This is a genomic window from Rapidithrix thailandica (assembly GCF_039710355.1).
Lineage (GTDB): Bacteria > Bacteroidota > Bacteroidia > Cytophagales > Flammeovirgaceae > Rapidithrix > Rapidithrix thailandica.
This window is the reverse complement of the sequence record NZ_JBDKWZ010000014.1, coordinates 60,822-73,845: the sequence shown is the minus strand read 5'-3', so window position 1 is coordinate 73,845 and position 13,024 is coordinate 60,822. Positions and strand designations below refer to the sequence as shown.

Sequence of the window (13,024 nt, the reverse complement as noted above, 5' to 3'; positions counted from 1 at the left end):
AGGGTATTGTTAAGAGCATATTTAAAATTTGTTGACCTAAAAAACATGCTCTTAACGGCTATAAAGCTTTAAAGCAAACAATTGATAGTGTATACCTTATAGGCCGGTTTGACCGTTTTCACGGATTGACTCATTCATTTGTCATTTCATACCTTCCCAACATAACTGTATCAATAATCTAAAAATAAAAGCAGAGGTGAACACCAATGCTTCTATTTCATAAGTGCTGATTAGCTTTTGAAAGCCATTAGGGCTTCATATACTTATCGAAGAAGCCAAGCACTAATTCCGGGTTTCTTCCGAAATGGTTGTACCCGTCTCTAAACCGGTGTGAGGTTCCTTCAATCCAAAAGAGTTCTTTATCTTCACTGGCAATCGAATCAAAGGTATTTTGCGCGTCTTCCGGATTTTTCGTCCATGCATCTTCTTTCACTTGTACCATTAATAAGGGCATTTTAACAGCACCTGCAAACAACTTCGGATCCATTTCATCCATTACAAAAGCGCCCGCTTTTAACAATTCCAGATCCAATAGTTCCAGGTATTGGTCTACCCCTTGTAACTCTGTGAATGCCTGGTATATGGCCCGCATAGAGGGTACCAAAGGGCTACACATACAACGTATATTTTCGAACAATTCCGGCCGTCTGTAAATCGCTTCATATTGAGACAACCCACCCATACATTGACTGTACAAGCCAACTTTCATTTTGCTCAACCGGAAATGGTTATCCACATACCTCTTTGCTCCGACACAATCGCGCCATTCAAACCTTCCGACTCCACTGACATTGTTATTATATGAGCCACTGTGGCCGTGGTTACGGATATCATATGCCAACACATTGTATCCGGCATCGGTCAAATGTTTCATTTGAATGACAAAATCAATTTCAACTGCTTCAAAGTTGCTCCAAGGCTCGCCTAAATGCCCCTGAAAACCGGCACGGCACATCGGCAAGGCATGGTTGAAAATAATCAGTTTATCACTTTCACCCCCTTTGGCCGGAATATACCAGCCTTCTAAAGGCACTCCATCCTCTGCAGGAAAGAATACATCTTCCCAATTCTTCATATCATAATCATCAGGTGTTTTGTGAAGAATACTTCTAAAATCTCTCTTCACGACACCCACCATTCCTTTCACTTTGATATAATCCTCTTCCGAAATAGTTTCCAGCTGCTTGAAAGCCTCTTCCATTCTCTTTTTAGAAATTCTACTTTTCGTCATAATTTTTGGAGTTTAAAATTCATCTATTAATCCTCACCAAGGGCTGGTTATATACCTAGCCTTAGTAGCCCTCGTGTATTTTTAGATATCCACCTCGGAGCGTTCTGTGAACCTCCCGAACGACCGCTCTATCCACGTGCAGTAGACAAACCGTCACATTTTATATTGAGATGTCCATCATTTCCCAGGCATAAAATTTCTTTTTATGGATTAGTTTTTTCCCGGTACCGGTACTTCTTGAAGGTGTTTTTGAAAGAAGGGCACTAATACGGATACGGCTTCTTCCACATACTGAAGCACATCGTACAAGGACATATGATTGGCCCCTTCTACAATATGGAAGTTTTTGTCTTTACTGGCCACCCGGTCATATAAATCGTCACTCATCCATTTGCTTCCGGCAACACTTCCCGCTACAATTTGCAATGGTTGGGTAAAGAATACTTCCGCCTTGTAATAAGCATCATAGGTGATAATTTGTGTCAGGCTTCGGGCCGTAGCAAAACCGGGAGCGGTCGGGTATTGGCATCGATCGGTATGATAGTATTCCCAGGCTTCTTCCAATTCCGCATTGGGCGCATCTTCTTTTTTCAAAGGGGCCAAGGGCATAGTGGCAATGGCAGCACCGCTTGCATCGTTCGTTCTGGCACCGGAACCTCCTAACAAATAAGGAATCGCTTCCGAATCCTGTACATTGTTATCCCATCCGTTGCGGAACATGGCTCCGATGTTGACGGCACTTACCGTCCCCACGGCTTTGATACGGTGATCATTAATGGCCGCATTGGCCGTATATCCGGCTCCCGCACAGATGCCCATGGCAGCGATTCTTTCCCCGTCCACATAAGGAAGTGTAGTTAAGTAGTCGATCACGGCACTGATATCCTCCGTTCTTATATGAGGATTTTCCAACTGGCGTGGCTCTCCTGTACTTTCTCCCTGGTAAGATGCATCAAATGCAATGGTGACAAAGCCTTGTTCGGCTATTTTCCGTGCGTACAATCCGGCCGTTTGTTCTTTTACACCTCCACCGGGATGACTGACAACAAGGGCAGGGTATTTTTGATTTTCATTAAATCCTTCCGGAAAATTGATAACAGCTGACATGGTAATGTTTCCGTTATTGCTGTTTTGGAAATTTACTTTCTTTGACATAGTATTTGACTTTATTTTGATTGCAATTTTTACTTACAACAAAGGTACTCGTCTACTATATCCTGGTATGAAAACAAATTACCCGGATGATGAAACAAATTACTGATCTCGAAATACGGAGGGGGTAATTCCTGTTTCTTTCCGGAAGAATCTTGTAAAATAGGTAGGGTATTCAAAGCCCAGGCTATAGGCTATTTCACTGATGGTAAGCTCAGATTGGCGAAGCTTATTTTTAGCAATTTGTAACACATGCTGATGAATATGTTCCTGGGGTGAATTACCTGTAAAGTGCTTAATAACGTCTCCGAAATAATTGGAAGATAGGTTAGATTTGTCTGCAAAGAAAGCTACGGAGGGCAGTTTTGTGATGTCCTTGTGATGATCGTAATAATCTTCCAGATGCTTATAAAAATCACTCACAATTTTATTATATAATTTTCCTCGCGTGTCGAATTGCCTTTTATAAAAGGTATTGATATACGAAAGGATCAATGTCGAATAGGACAATAGGATTTCTTTCGAGAAATTTTCCTGGTTATACTCTGTATATGCCTTTTGAAAGAGATCCAATAAAACCCCTTCTTCCTCTTTTGTTACAAACAGTGCCTCATGATTCTTATAATGCATAAAATTATAATCCTTCGCATACTTTGTAAACAGCCTTTTGCTGATCAGGATATTATAACCAGACATAGATTGCTTTAAATCCCACTCCAACGTTTTGTCTGGCGAATCGAAATAAAGGTAGGAGTCAGCCTTATCAAATCCGGTTTGCCCAAAGTCCAGATTTTTATCAAAGTCCAGTTTAATGGCCAGAAGATAAAAATCAATATTTATAGGCTTTGACTGAAGCCGGATTTCACTTTGATTGTCATACCAGACTATATGAATATCCTCATTTTTTGAACTGTCGATGTTCAAATACTTAATAAATTCCGGTATGCTATATTTTTTGTTCAATTGGTAATCATCATAGGGTTAAACTGTAAAAATAGCAGATCTGCGAAGTTTTGTCCAATACATTTTAAGGAAGAAATGAAACAGATTACGGTTTTTAGGCTCTGGCCCTGCTATCGTATAGCCAACCGGAAGCTTCGCATGCCTTTTCCCCTGTTTTACCACTCTCTGATTTTCCCTTGGTGCCAGAATTGACCGCTGATGACATCGCCCTCCAATAAATTCAAAATATCCGTGGCCACCTCTTCGGGTTTTCTCGAGGCTTCCTTTCCACCCATATCCGTTTGGGTCCATCCGGGATCAAGGGAGGAAACGATCGTATTTTTATCCGCCAGCCTTTCTGCTAACAGTTTGGTGTACATGTTCAGCGCTGATTTTGACATTTTATAATGAGGCTGATATTCGTCAAAACCCGTTTCACTGAAAGAGCCCCAATCGGAAGTAACATTGATGATATGCCCGCCTGGGTTCATCTTCGGTAAGAGCTTCTCCGTTAGCTCGATCGTCCCAAAAAGATTTACATTAAACGTATCCCTTAATTGCTGTATATTCACAGTCGGCTCATCCCACCTTTCTAGCAAAATACCGGCATTGTTAATAAGGAAGTCAAGCTGTACCTCTCCAAGTGCCTGGACAAAATTGTGTATTGACTTACTGTCGGAAAGATCCAATTGGCAACAGCGAAAATTTGATTTTGAAATGGGATGCTTCCCGGATGTAGAAGTCCCAATAATTTCATACGCTTGAGATTCGGTCAACAATTTGGCCGTTGCGAAACCTATTCCCCTGCTACAGCCTGTGATGATTCCTGTTTTCATATTCCGGATTATTTTTACAAATTCCGCTCTTTTGTTTTTGTATCTTAAATAACATCTGTACCTCCATACATCAATTCCCAGAAAGAGAATTACTCTCTCCTACCTTAACTTTTTTGTTAGGGCTTCCAGTTCTTTGATCACCAATTCAGGCTCGTCAAACTGGATAAAATGTCCGCTTTTTTCCGTCAAAACGGAGCGTCCTGAGGGGAATGCACCCACCCAATCGCTCCAATGTTCCCCCCATAGTTTGCGCCCTTTGTCTGTAAAAAACAGGTTGGCCGGAGTCTCACTCTTTTTGACCGAAACAATCACCGTAACAGGAATATCCGGGATCTGAGGATAATCCGGCAAAGGGCGTTTGCTCCAAAAATCCAGATAATTGTTAGACATTCCATTGGCCATATCATCCAGTTTAATTTGTGCGATTTCCGCATTTCCCTTTTCAAGATCAATGGCTCGAAGAATATCTACGTCATGTTCGGAAGAAGGGTCCAGCATTAACAATGCCTTTACTTTTTGCGGATAGGCGGCACAAAAATCCCTGGCGACACTCCCTCCGTAAGAATGGGCTACGACAATCACCGGTACATCTATGCTTAATTTTTCTAAGAGTTCATTGGCATATTTTGCGTAATCTTGTGAAGTGAAATGCCGCTTTATTTGTGTGGAATTCCCATTTCCAACCCGTGAGTACCTGATCACGGTATAGTTTTTTGAAATTTCCTGATACACAGAATCCCAATCTGACAACCCGGCCCTCGCCCCACCTTCCAACAAGACAATATGTTGCCCGTTTCCTGAAATTTCATACTCCAAACAAAAGTCTCCCACTTCCACAAAATCCGGTGAAGAATTCAAAAACTGAAAACAGAAAATTAACAAAAGGTATTTCATAAATTTTATTATGTTAAACTTTGAGATTATGAATGAACCATACTATAAAAAAGCCCTAAAGTCCAGTCCGGAAACGATGAAAAAGGAATAACGGTCCGGAGCAAGTACAGTCGCAAGTTTCACAAAAAATACGAGTATTCTTACAGAAGGCAGAGTTATATTAGAGCATGTTTAAACTTCACCTTTTGGGCCGAAAATTCCCATTTCAGGAACCTCAGCGCATCATTTTTTGCGTATAGCTTCCTCAGTTCTTATTAGGTATGAGATAGCAATGGTATCATGAGTTTTTTTGTCTCAAATAAGGTTTTCAAAGGCTCTGAAACAAAAAGTGTCAAATCTTCATTCTGATATTCTTGGTATTCAAACCCTTCCTGAACAGGCGTAAAACCCAAGCGGACCTGCCGTATCCCATCACTACTTAAAGCAGAAATTAATGTATGAATATCTATTGTGCTTTCGGCAAATACCTCTTGCAGCAATAACACTCCGTCACTTTCCTCCCGGACCACCGCCACACAATCCAAATTCTCAACATAGTATATCGAGTCCTTATAGCCAAATTCCGGATAGGCATAACAATAAAAAAATGATAAGCCTCTGTTATAAAGTTGAACTTTACTGTTTATAGCGGCTTTATTGACCAGCTGTTCAAATAAATACAGATCGCTTGCTTCCGATAAGTCTAACTTCCTCACCTCTCTTTCTTTTGCGGAAAAGCTATCCTGGAGGTTTTTAAAAGCCTGATGCTCAGGAACAGGATAAAACCCGAACTTCGGATAAAAATCCAAGACGGTGTCATTGGCAAAAAGTAAAAAACCATCCACCTGCTTTTTATAATCTTCCAGGATGTACTCCATCAAAAAGCGACTTAAGCCTTTTCTTTGATAAGCTTGATCGGTCATCACCGTGCCAAGTTGTAAAAGCCTTTGGGGCATTCCAAGGAAAGATGTACGGAATATACTGACCGTAGTATGAGATACGATGGTATCTCCGTGAAAAATAGAATATAGTAGGCAGCTATCATCCCAATAACCGGACTGATAATACGCTTCAAAATCAAAATCCCAAAATGACCGGCACATATTGTTGAAAGCCCTTCTCCGCTTTTCATCCTGCTTATAGCCAATGCATAGCGTATATGTAGTCTTATTTACGTCTATTTCAATTTGTCTCATTTTTGTTGGTTTAAGCGGAATATTTGTCCAAATATCCAGTAGTACATTCCTACATTATATCACTTTTGCTTTCAGCCGCTTTTCTTTTTTTGTTGTGGCTAAATTAAGATAAATAATAGAAATCAGCATAATCAAAATACCTACTACTTGTAAAGGAACTACCTGTTCATGAAGAATAATATGCGCACAAAAAACAGCAGCCGGCAACTCTAAAGTAATTAAAATCGAGCTTATACCCGGGCCGACTTTTGGCATTCCGGTAGTAAAACAGATGGGTGGGATGACGGTCCCGAAAATGGCCAAAAATATCCCCCACTGTAACAAGCCCACATCAAAGTGATGGCTGGTGGTGATGGATTTCAGATTGATCAATAAAATCATCAATGCTGAGCCGGTCGTCATTAAGGCGCTCTTTTCAAACATGGGAACGTCATTGCCCAGTTTGCTTGTAAATAGTACATATAGGGTATATAATAAAGCGGATAAAATTGCTAATAATATACCCAACAAAGACAAATCAACATTGTCGGTATTGAGAAAATCCCCGGCTAATATGGTCCCTATGAAAAGAAAGCATGTAGAGGTGATCTGAATAGAGGAAGGCTTCTTTTTAAAGAATATCCATTCCGCCAGAATACTCATCCAGGTTACTTGCATTAATAAAACAATCGCCAACGAAGCCGGAATGTATTCCACAGAAAGGTAATACGTATAAGCTGTAACCCCCATTGAGGTGCCGGCCAACAACAACTTCCAGTTGCCAATGAGTTTAAGCGATTTGTTCTTTACAACTCTGAATAAAACAAAGGCCCATAAAATGAAAGCGCCTATGAACGCCTGTGCAAAAGTTATCTCTCCTGCATTATATCCTTGCATGTAAGCAATTTTTGCAAAGGAAGAGAGCATGCCATAACTCAATGCTCCCAAAGCAACGATACCAATATGCTTAATCATCATACATTTGTTTTGTGCGCACAAATGTATAATTCTTTGAACTCAAGATGATATCAGGCAATGAAATACGGAAATAATCTTATAAGAAGGCTTTTTTAGCGAACAAAATACAGTTTTTAAATTGACTTTTATAAGTTTGCCGGAAAAAATCCGATGGAAGAATTAAGCAATCAGGATAAACAACTTTTAAGGATACTTCAGAACAATGCCAGGTTCGATATCACCGACCTTACAGAGCGCTTAAATATGTCCCGTACCTCTGTGTATGACAGGATTAAAAAACTGGAGAAGGAGGGGTATATCAAAAATTATGTGGCCTTGGTCGACAACAAAAAGGTCGGGCTAAATTTCACGGTGATTGTGAACGTTTCGCTTCATAGCCAACAACAGGAAGTTACGGAACATTTTGCCAAAGAGATTGTCAAATTAGACGAAGTAATGGAGGCGTTTATTACAGGGGGAATCGTTGATTGTGTGTTGAAAGTGGTGGTAAAAGATGTGGAAGAGTATAACAACTTTATCGCCCAAAAGCTTTCGGTGATTCCGAGTATTAGTAAAATTCAAAGCTCCTTTGTGATGCAGTACGTAAAACAATCCACCGAATTGTTTTTTTGAAAATAATACATCTCCTCTCTGTATTCATCGCCATCCGTGAATATTGACAAATGCAACAAAATATCCTCTATTTCATTGAAAAGCTTCGGAAGTTTCAGGAGCTGACAAATGAGATTCCATAGGAAACTTTGCCGACACCTGAATTTGTACGTTACTCCCGATACGATGCTCCTTATCTCCGTCTGCTTCACCCTCATACATCTCCGGACCCATCTTGAATAAATACTTTATCCTGTAGTATGGAGGACCTTCTACGTCTGTATTTTCCGTTTTATCGGTAATTTTCGCCTGTATAAATTTTTGATCTTTGTAGAAGCGTTTATAATACAGGTGGTTCGTTATCAGGAAATAGATTAAATCCAGTAGCAATAAAATATCGGCTAACCAAACCAGAGTAGTTTGTTCATTAAAATAAAAAACACACTACATTCTAATAATACGAAGGGATTTTTGGATACCTTTAGCATCCCATCCGAAAGGCCATCGGTTTCCTGAAAATGGTAGTAATACACCGCTCCGACTTTTTCAATCTTTAGTAATTTGACCATTTACTTGATGCCATCAAAGGTTTTCCGAGAATCAGAAATTATAACCTTTCCAACAAAGATACCCTCACCTCTTTGGAGAGGGTTTGAAAGGTTTTGCTAAACTAAAATTTTTTCTTTTGAGATTCTAATGTGGGAAACAACGTACAATGATCCTGTACAAACGCGGCAGTGGATTTTCTACGCTGGAACTTAAAAGAACAAACCCACTTACAGTTTCACTACAGGAAATAATATAATAAGGCTTTTGTACATCTAAACTTCTAAGGGAGCAATATTTTCCTTTCTCTGTATGGCTAATTCATAGATTTTTTGTGCATTTTCATTCCCCCACTCTTCCATAATTGAAATAATCGGAAGCAAAGTTCTTCCAAAGTCGGTCAGTTCATATTCAACTTTTAAAGGGTATTCTTGATATACTTTTTTTGAAACAATATCATATTCATACAACTCTCCTAATTGTTGATTGACTACCCGTTTGTTGGCCTGTTTTATTTTTTTATGTATCTGATTGGGTCGCTTCATCCCATTAGCAATACAATCAATAATACATGGTTTCCATTTACCTGCTAATACTTTCATGGTCACCGTCACCCCGTATTCGAGGTCTTGCGGTATTTTATTTTCATAGCTTTGCATATTCTTTTCTTTAAAAAGGTGAATTTCATAAAGTTAATAAAATCATTTTTGTTTCACTTTCGCAGCGATAGGGATAAAATTATCCGTAAAGGATAAATTTCTGCCTTATTCCTTGATCCTTCATCTTCTGGTAGTTTTGTTAAAAAAAGATATGAAGTACTTATTTCTTTTCGGAGCAATCGCCGCAGAACTGATTGGCGCTATCGCTACTAGACAATCTTCTGGTTTTACCAAACCCTTACCTTCCATCATCGCAGTTCTTGGTGTGGTAGGAGCTTATTTTATGTTGTCTTTATCTCTCAAAAGCGGAATGACCATTGGAGTAGCCTATGGTATTTGGGCGGCATTAGGAATTACATTGCTTGTTCTCATCGGAGTGTTCTTTTTCAAAGAACCCTTGAGTTTTGTTCAGGTGATCGGGATCATATTAATTGTTTCGGGAGTTTTGGCATTGGAATTAGGGAAAGGCCGTTTCGATACCCTCCAAGAGTAACTCTAAGGGTTTCATACAAACGCAGTGGCAGGTTCAGGCCGGCAAATTTCAAATTCAAAAACCTGCTGGAGTGCTTGCCAGCTCGCCTGCCATTGTGTTTGAGTCATTGACTCCCGGTCCGTTGTATTTTTTCTAATTGATTATGAGCATATTTCTCTTTAAAATTCAATGAGATTAAATCAGTATAGATACCTTCCGGTAATTCAGATTCAAGTTCGTGCGTCTTGTAAACCCATGGCTCAAAGTCCTGAAGAAGCATTTTATGATTCAGAACTTCATAGAACTTCAATTCAATCATTTCGCTAATTTCCTTCATAGGATGGTTAGTTTAAATGAATATACGCCCTCATATTTCACAGCTATTCATCAAAGAACTCCGTTTTCGAATTCGCATTCATGTTAATTGTATTTTAGAGCAGGTTTAAATTTTACTTTTTGGGTTCTTTTAATTCGTACTCTATTTTATCCGTTTTCCGTTTAAAATCTGTTGCCCTATCGTACTCAAAACCATACCTGAACGGTGAAAACACAACACACTGTAACTTGGGTGAATCCCTACAAAACAAAAAACGGTTTAAATGAAAGTTCAAACCGTTTTTGTCCGTACATCGTTAATTTTTCTCTCTCTGATAGTAGGCCACAATACTAGCTTTTGCCAATGTATTACTCCATAAATAATAGCCAACCACTGCTGCATTCGTATTTGCGTTCAGTCCTAGTTTCTCCGTTTTCAACGCGTAAACGGTAAGGATATATTGATGCGGCCCGTGGCCTTCCGGAGGACAAGGCCCTCCATATCCTTTTAGTCCATAGTCGGTGATACTTTGAATAGCCCCCTTGGGTGCCAAATTGAGGTCAATATTCCCTGCGTTTGCCACCAGTTCATTCACGTCTGAAGGAATATCAAATACCAGCCAGTGCCACCAGCCACTTCCTGTCGGTGCATCAGGGTCATACATCGTGATGGCAAAGCTTTTTGTTCCTTCGGGCGCATTTGCCCAAGACAGCTGGGGGGACTCATTTTTCCCTGTACAGCCAAAGCCATTAAATTCTTGTGATTTTATAGCTTGTCCTCCTAAATCTTTACTTGAAAGAGTAAATGTACTCTGTCCCAAAACACTTGTTGACACGATCAGTATCAACCCTAAAATTAAATTTGCTTTTTTCATACTATCAATGATTTAACTATTTCTAGCAAACTTAAAGGAGAGTGACTTTAGACCAGCATAGGAGATCGTCCAAAAAATGTTTCTAAAAGCTCAGGCCTTATGGTGTTGTTTGGGCGTAATACCATACTTGGACTTATATGCCTGTACAAAACTTGACAAATTTTCATAGCCCACTTCCAAATAGATATCCGAAGGTCTTTTGTGTTCGTCTTTCAATAAGCGACATGCATATCCCAACCTCTTGTCCTGAAACCATTTTATAGGAGATTCCGCATAGTGTTTTTTAAATTCTCGCTTGAACGAAGAAACACTCATATTGCATAAGAAAGCCAATTCTTTCAAACTTAATTTATTGAACTGATTATGTTCAACGGTTTGAATAAATTTCCGGGTTTGATTATCATTATTGTTAATGAGTGAATAAATAAAATCAGTTCCTCTCATTTCAAGCAGATAAAGCATCAGTTCCTCAAACTTAACTTCTAAGATGTGTTTTTGGGTTGTTTTTGATAATTTAAGAATATCTAACAGACTGTGGACGAAGCGCTTAATGAATGGGTCATACTGAAAGGAATAAACGGATTGATAATTTGTCAATTCGGATTTGTGGAGTTCGAATTTTCGAATGAATTTCAATACGGATTCATTTCCAAAGAAAAGCAAAACGCTGTTGTAATTGCTATTCACCTCAGATAGTTTTTCCGTCATTATACAATGGCCCGATTTCATCAGTAAAAATTCGGTACTATCAATCGAGAGTGAAGAATCATCAAAAAAAACTTCCTTCGTTCCTTCCCTCAAAAAACTAAATGTATTCTTATGGAGGACAACTTGTTGCTTTGATAGCTCTTTCAGACTCCTGTAATCGAAAAGATTAATTGATAGCGATGTGTCTGAATTCAGTTCATCGGGGATAGCAATAGTTTTCATTCAATTTTATGCTCACTTTTTGTTTAAAACACAGAACTCTTATCAAGCCCTTCCGGTTGCCTGGAGCTACTTTTTCATACCACATAATTTTCCTTCAAAAGGGCCTGAAAATTTATACAAGCTCAATAAATTTTCAAACAAGATTGTAATATTCCTACAACTTACCAAGAAGTAATTTGGAGCAGGTTTAAATTTTCGATTCACGATTGCAATGTTCTGTATCTCTACTCAGATCTAAAAAACTCTATGACATTTGCCATCCATTAAACTTATTTTACCTTTGGTCATATAGCAATACCCATCACCATGAAACTGGAACTCTACTATCCCTCAGCAGCTTTGCAACCGTTTATAAAATCCTATACCCTGGTACAAAGTGACTCGGAAATGCACAACCATATTTTACCGGACACTTCTTTAATCATGGCCTTCCGGGTAGAAGGGAATCTTACCTTGAGCGAAAACGGCATCAGTCAGTCAATGCCTGCTTCTATCATAAGCGGCCTTCGTAAAAGTGTAAGGTTTGTCGGGTACTCTAAAAACTCGACTGCACTTTTAGTAAAATTTAAGGAGGGAATGGCTTCTGCATTTTTTCAATTACCCATACACCGGCTATTTGGCGAAAGCCTGGATTTGGAAGATTTGATCCCCCGCGATAAAGTCCAGGCTCTTGAAGAGCGTTTAAGCCTTGCGGAGTCCCGTCTCCAAAGGATTCAATTGGTTGAGCAATTTCTGCTCTCTTTATTAAAATCATCTTTTACCGATCCATTGGTGTGCTATGCTTTGCAAAAGATGATCCTTGCCAAAGGGAATATCAAGATCAAAGACTTACTTTCCGACCTCCCGACCAGTAGAGATCCTTTTGAAAAGAAATTCAGGCGTTTTGTCGGCACCAGCCCAAAGCAGTTTGCCGCATTACTTCGGATGAAACATTTTATAGAGGTTTATACCCAAGCCGGAACCCCCAATAATCTTACTGAGTCTGCACATGCAGCAGGCTATTACGATCAACCTCATTTGATCAAAGATTTCAGAGAGTTTACCGGTCAATCTCCAAGGGATTTTTTTAAAACAGCCTCTTTTTGGTAATGAAGTGGTTTAAACGTATAGTTTTTGACCGAAAATGGAATCAAAATCGGCTCATCAAGGTACTTTTTAAAACATTTTTTAGGAAAAAGAAAAAGTTTAATTCACTTCAATAAACCATTTACATTTACTAGAACACTTACATCCAGTAAAATTCATAAATGATTTATAGTTGACACCGAAGAAACTCTATCAAAAAAATGAAAAAACCCTTAACTTCTTATCGCTGGTCAGGAAATACCAAATAGTCAGCCAAGGGTTTTCTCGGCCAATGGTGTGCAAAACTTGCCAGGTTTAAGCGACCATTCCAACAGAAACACTCCAGTCCTTCTTTCCCATGTCCAAGTTTTTAATCATCCCATC

16 protein-coding genes are annotated in these 13,024 nt (G+C 39.2%); 3 read left to right on the top strand and 13 right to left on the bottom strand.

Going from position 1 to position 13,024, the window contains the following annotated elements; translation table 11 throughout:
- Positions 1–247 precede the first annotated feature (247 nt).
- The 7 genes from AAG747_RS21290 to AAG747_RS21260 all read right to left on the bottom strand — a co-directional run bounded on the left by AAG747_RS21290 (position 248) and on the right by AAG747_RS21260 (position 7,187).
- Complete coding sequence (locus AAG747_RS21290; RefSeq protein ID WP_346823251.1) at positions 248–1,231, bottom strand: alpha/beta hydrolase family protein; 984 nt, start codon at positions 1,229–1,231, stop codon at positions 248–250.
- Between the two features lie 210 nt (positions 1,232–1,441).
- On the bottom strand, positions 1,442–2,386 hold the full coding sequence (locus AAG747_RS21285) for an alpha/beta hydrolase (protein ID WP_346823250.1): 945 nt from the start codon (positions 2,384–2,386) through the stop codon (positions 1,442–1,444).
- A 99-nt stretch (positions 2,387–2,485) separates the two neighbouring features.
- Positions 2,486–3,346 carry a helix-turn-helix domain-containing protein gene (locus AAG747_RS21280; RefSeq protein WP_346823249.1) on the bottom strand — a complete coding sequence of 287 codons (861 nt, stop codon included), beginning with the start codon at positions 3,344–3,346 and terminating at the stop codon, positions 2,486–2,488.
- Between the two features lie 155 nt (positions 3,347–3,501).
- Complete coding sequence (locus tag AAG747_RS21275) at positions 3,502–4,161, bottom strand: SDR family NAD(P)-dependent oxidoreductase (RefSeq protein WP_346823248.1); 660 nt, start codon at positions 4,159–4,161, stop codon at positions 3,502–3,504.
- Positions 4,162–4,260: 99 nt separating this feature from the next.
- Positions 4,261–5,055, bottom strand: a complete 795-nt coding sequence (locus AAG747_RS21270; protein ID WP_346823247.1) for an alpha/beta fold hydrolase — start codon at positions 5,053–5,055, stop codon at positions 4,261–4,263.
- 254 nt (positions 5,056–5,309) lie between these two features.
- A complete protein-coding gene (locus tag AAG747_RS21265) occupies positions 5,310–6,230 on the bottom strand; it encodes a GNAT family N-acetyltransferase (protein WP_346823246.1) in 921 nt (306 codons plus the stop codon).
- Between the two features lie 54 nt (positions 6,231–6,284).
- Positions 6,285–7,187 carry an EamA family transporter gene (locus AAG747_RS21260; protein WP_346823245.1) on the bottom strand — a complete coding sequence of 301 codons (903 nt, stop codon included), beginning with the start codon at positions 7,185–7,187 and terminating at the stop codon, positions 6,285–6,287.
- A gap of 150 nt (positions 7,188–7,337) precedes the next feature.
- On the opposite strand from AAG747_RS21260, the gene AAG747_RS21255 reads away from it, so the two are divergent.
- Complete coding sequence (locus AAG747_RS21255; protein WP_346823244.1) at positions 7,338–7,799, top strand: Lrp/AsnC family transcriptional regulator; 462 nt, start codon at positions 7,338–7,340, stop codon at positions 7,797–7,799.
- Positions 7,800–7,871: 72 nt separating this feature from the next.
- Here AAG747_RS21255 and AAG747_RS21250 read toward each other — a convergent pair whose 3' ends face one another.
- From AAG747_RS21250 to AAG747_RS21240, 3 genes are all read right to left on the bottom strand, one after another.
- Positions 7,872–8,168, bottom strand: coding sequence for a hypothetical protein (locus tag AAG747_RS21250; protein WP_346823243.1), 297 nt, complete (start codon positions 8,166–8,168; stop codon positions 7,872–7,874).
- An 11-nt stretch (positions 8,169–8,179) separates the two neighbouring features.
- Positions 8,180–8,347 (bottom strand): hypothetical protein, encoded by a 168-nt coding sequence (locus tag AAG747_RS21245; RefSeq protein ID WP_346823242.1) that lies wholly within the window; start codon positions 8,345–8,347, stop codon positions 8,180–8,182.
- Between the two features lie 252 nt (positions 8,348–8,599).
- Complete coding sequence (locus tag AAG747_RS21240; RefSeq protein ID WP_346823241.1) at positions 8,600–8,926, bottom strand: winged helix-turn-helix transcriptional regulator; 327 nt, start codon at positions 8,924–8,926, stop codon at positions 8,600–8,602.
- 208 nt (positions 8,927–9,134) lie between these two features.
- Between AAG747_RS21240 and AAG747_RS21235 the strand changes: the two genes are divergently transcribed.
- Entirely contained in the window at positions 9,135–9,476 is a 342-nt protein-coding gene (locus AAG747_RS21235) for a DMT family transporter (protein WP_346823240.1), read from the top strand.
- Positions 9,477–9,579: 103 nt separating this feature from the next.
- Here AAG747_RS21235 and AAG747_RS21230 read toward each other — a convergent pair whose 3' ends face one another.
- From AAG747_RS21230 to AAG747_RS21220, 3 genes are all read right to left on the bottom strand, one after another.
- The gene (locus AAG747_RS21230) at positions 9,580–9,792 is read right to left on the bottom strand and encodes a hypothetical protein (protein WP_346823239.1); all 213 of its coding nucleotides are present in this window, start codon (positions 9,790–9,792) and stop codon (positions 9,580–9,582) included.
- 295 nt (positions 9,793–10,087) lie between these two features.
- Entirely contained in the window at positions 10,088–10,645 is a 558-nt protein-coding gene (locus AAG747_RS21225) for a YbhB/YbcL family Raf kinase inhibitor-like protein (protein WP_346823238.1), read from the bottom strand.
- A 90-nt stretch (positions 10,646–10,735) separates the two neighbouring features.
- Complete coding sequence (locus AAG747_RS21220) at positions 10,736–11,575, bottom strand: helix-turn-helix domain-containing protein (RefSeq protein WP_430300667.1); 840 nt, start codon at positions 11,573–11,575, stop codon at positions 10,736–10,738.
- Between the two features lie 306 nt (positions 11,576–11,881).
- Between AAG747_RS21220 and AAG747_RS21215 the strand changes: the two genes are divergently transcribed.
- The gene (locus AAG747_RS21215; RefSeq protein WP_346823236.1) at positions 11,882–12,664 is read left to right on the top strand and encodes a helix-turn-helix domain-containing protein; all 783 of its coding nucleotides are present in this window, start codon (positions 11,882–11,884) and stop codon (positions 12,662–12,664) included.
- Positions 12,665–13,024 lie beyond the last annotated feature (360 nt).

Coding starts and splice junctions, on each gene's coding strand:
- AAG747_RS21235 (WP_346823240.1), top strand. CDS start 9,135: ATGAAGTACTTATTTCTTTTCGGAGCAATCGCCGCAGAACTGATTGGC.
- AAG747_RS21290 (WP_346823251.1), bottom strand. CDS start 1,231: ATGACGAAAAGTAGAATTTCTAAAAAGAGAATGGAAGAGGCTTTCAAG.
- AAG747_RS21225 (WP_346823238.1), bottom strand. CDS start 10,645: ATGAAAAAAGCAAATTTAATTTTAGGGTTGATACTGATCGTGTCAACA.
- AAG747_RS21220 (WP_430300667.1), bottom strand. CDS start 11,575: ATGAAAACTATTGCTATCCCCGATGAACTGAATTCAGACACATCGCTA.
- AAG747_RS21270 (WP_346823247.1), bottom strand. CDS start 5,055: ATGAAATACCTTTTGTTAATTTTCTGTTTTCAGTTTTTGAATTCTTCA.
- AAG747_RS21265 (WP_346823246.1), bottom strand. CDS start 6,230: ATGAGACAAATTGAAATAGACGTAAATAAGACTACATATACGCTATGC.
- AAG747_RS21255 (WP_346823244.1), top strand. CDS start 7,338: ATGGAAGAATTAAGCAATCAGGATAAACAACTTTTAAGGATACTTCAG.
- AAG747_RS21240 (WP_346823241.1), bottom strand. CDS start 8,926: ATGAAAGTATTAGCAGGTAAATGGAAACCATGTATTATTGATTGTATT.
- AAG747_RS21275 (WP_346823248.1), bottom strand. CDS start 4,161: ATGAAAACAGGAATCATCACAGGCTGTAGCAGGGGAATAGGTTTCGCA.
- AAG747_RS21260 (WP_346823245.1), bottom strand. CDS start 7,187: ATGATGATTAAGCATATTGGTATCGTTGCTTTGGGAGCATTGAGTTAT.
- AAG747_RS21230 (WP_346823239.1), bottom strand. CDS start 9,792: ATGAAGGAAATTAGCGAAATGATTGAATTGAAGTTCTATGAAGTTCTG.
- AAG747_RS21285 (WP_346823250.1), bottom strand. CDS start 2,386: ATGTCAAAGAAAGTAAATTTCCAAAACAGCAATAACGGAAACATTACC.
- AAG747_RS21215 (WP_346823236.1), top strand. CDS start 11,882: ATGAAACTGGAACTCTACTATCCCTCAGCAGCTTTGCAACCGTTTATA.
- AAG747_RS21245 (WP_346823242.1), bottom strand. CDS start 8,347: ATGGTCAAATTACTAAAGATTGAAAAAGTCGGAGCGGTGTATTACTAC.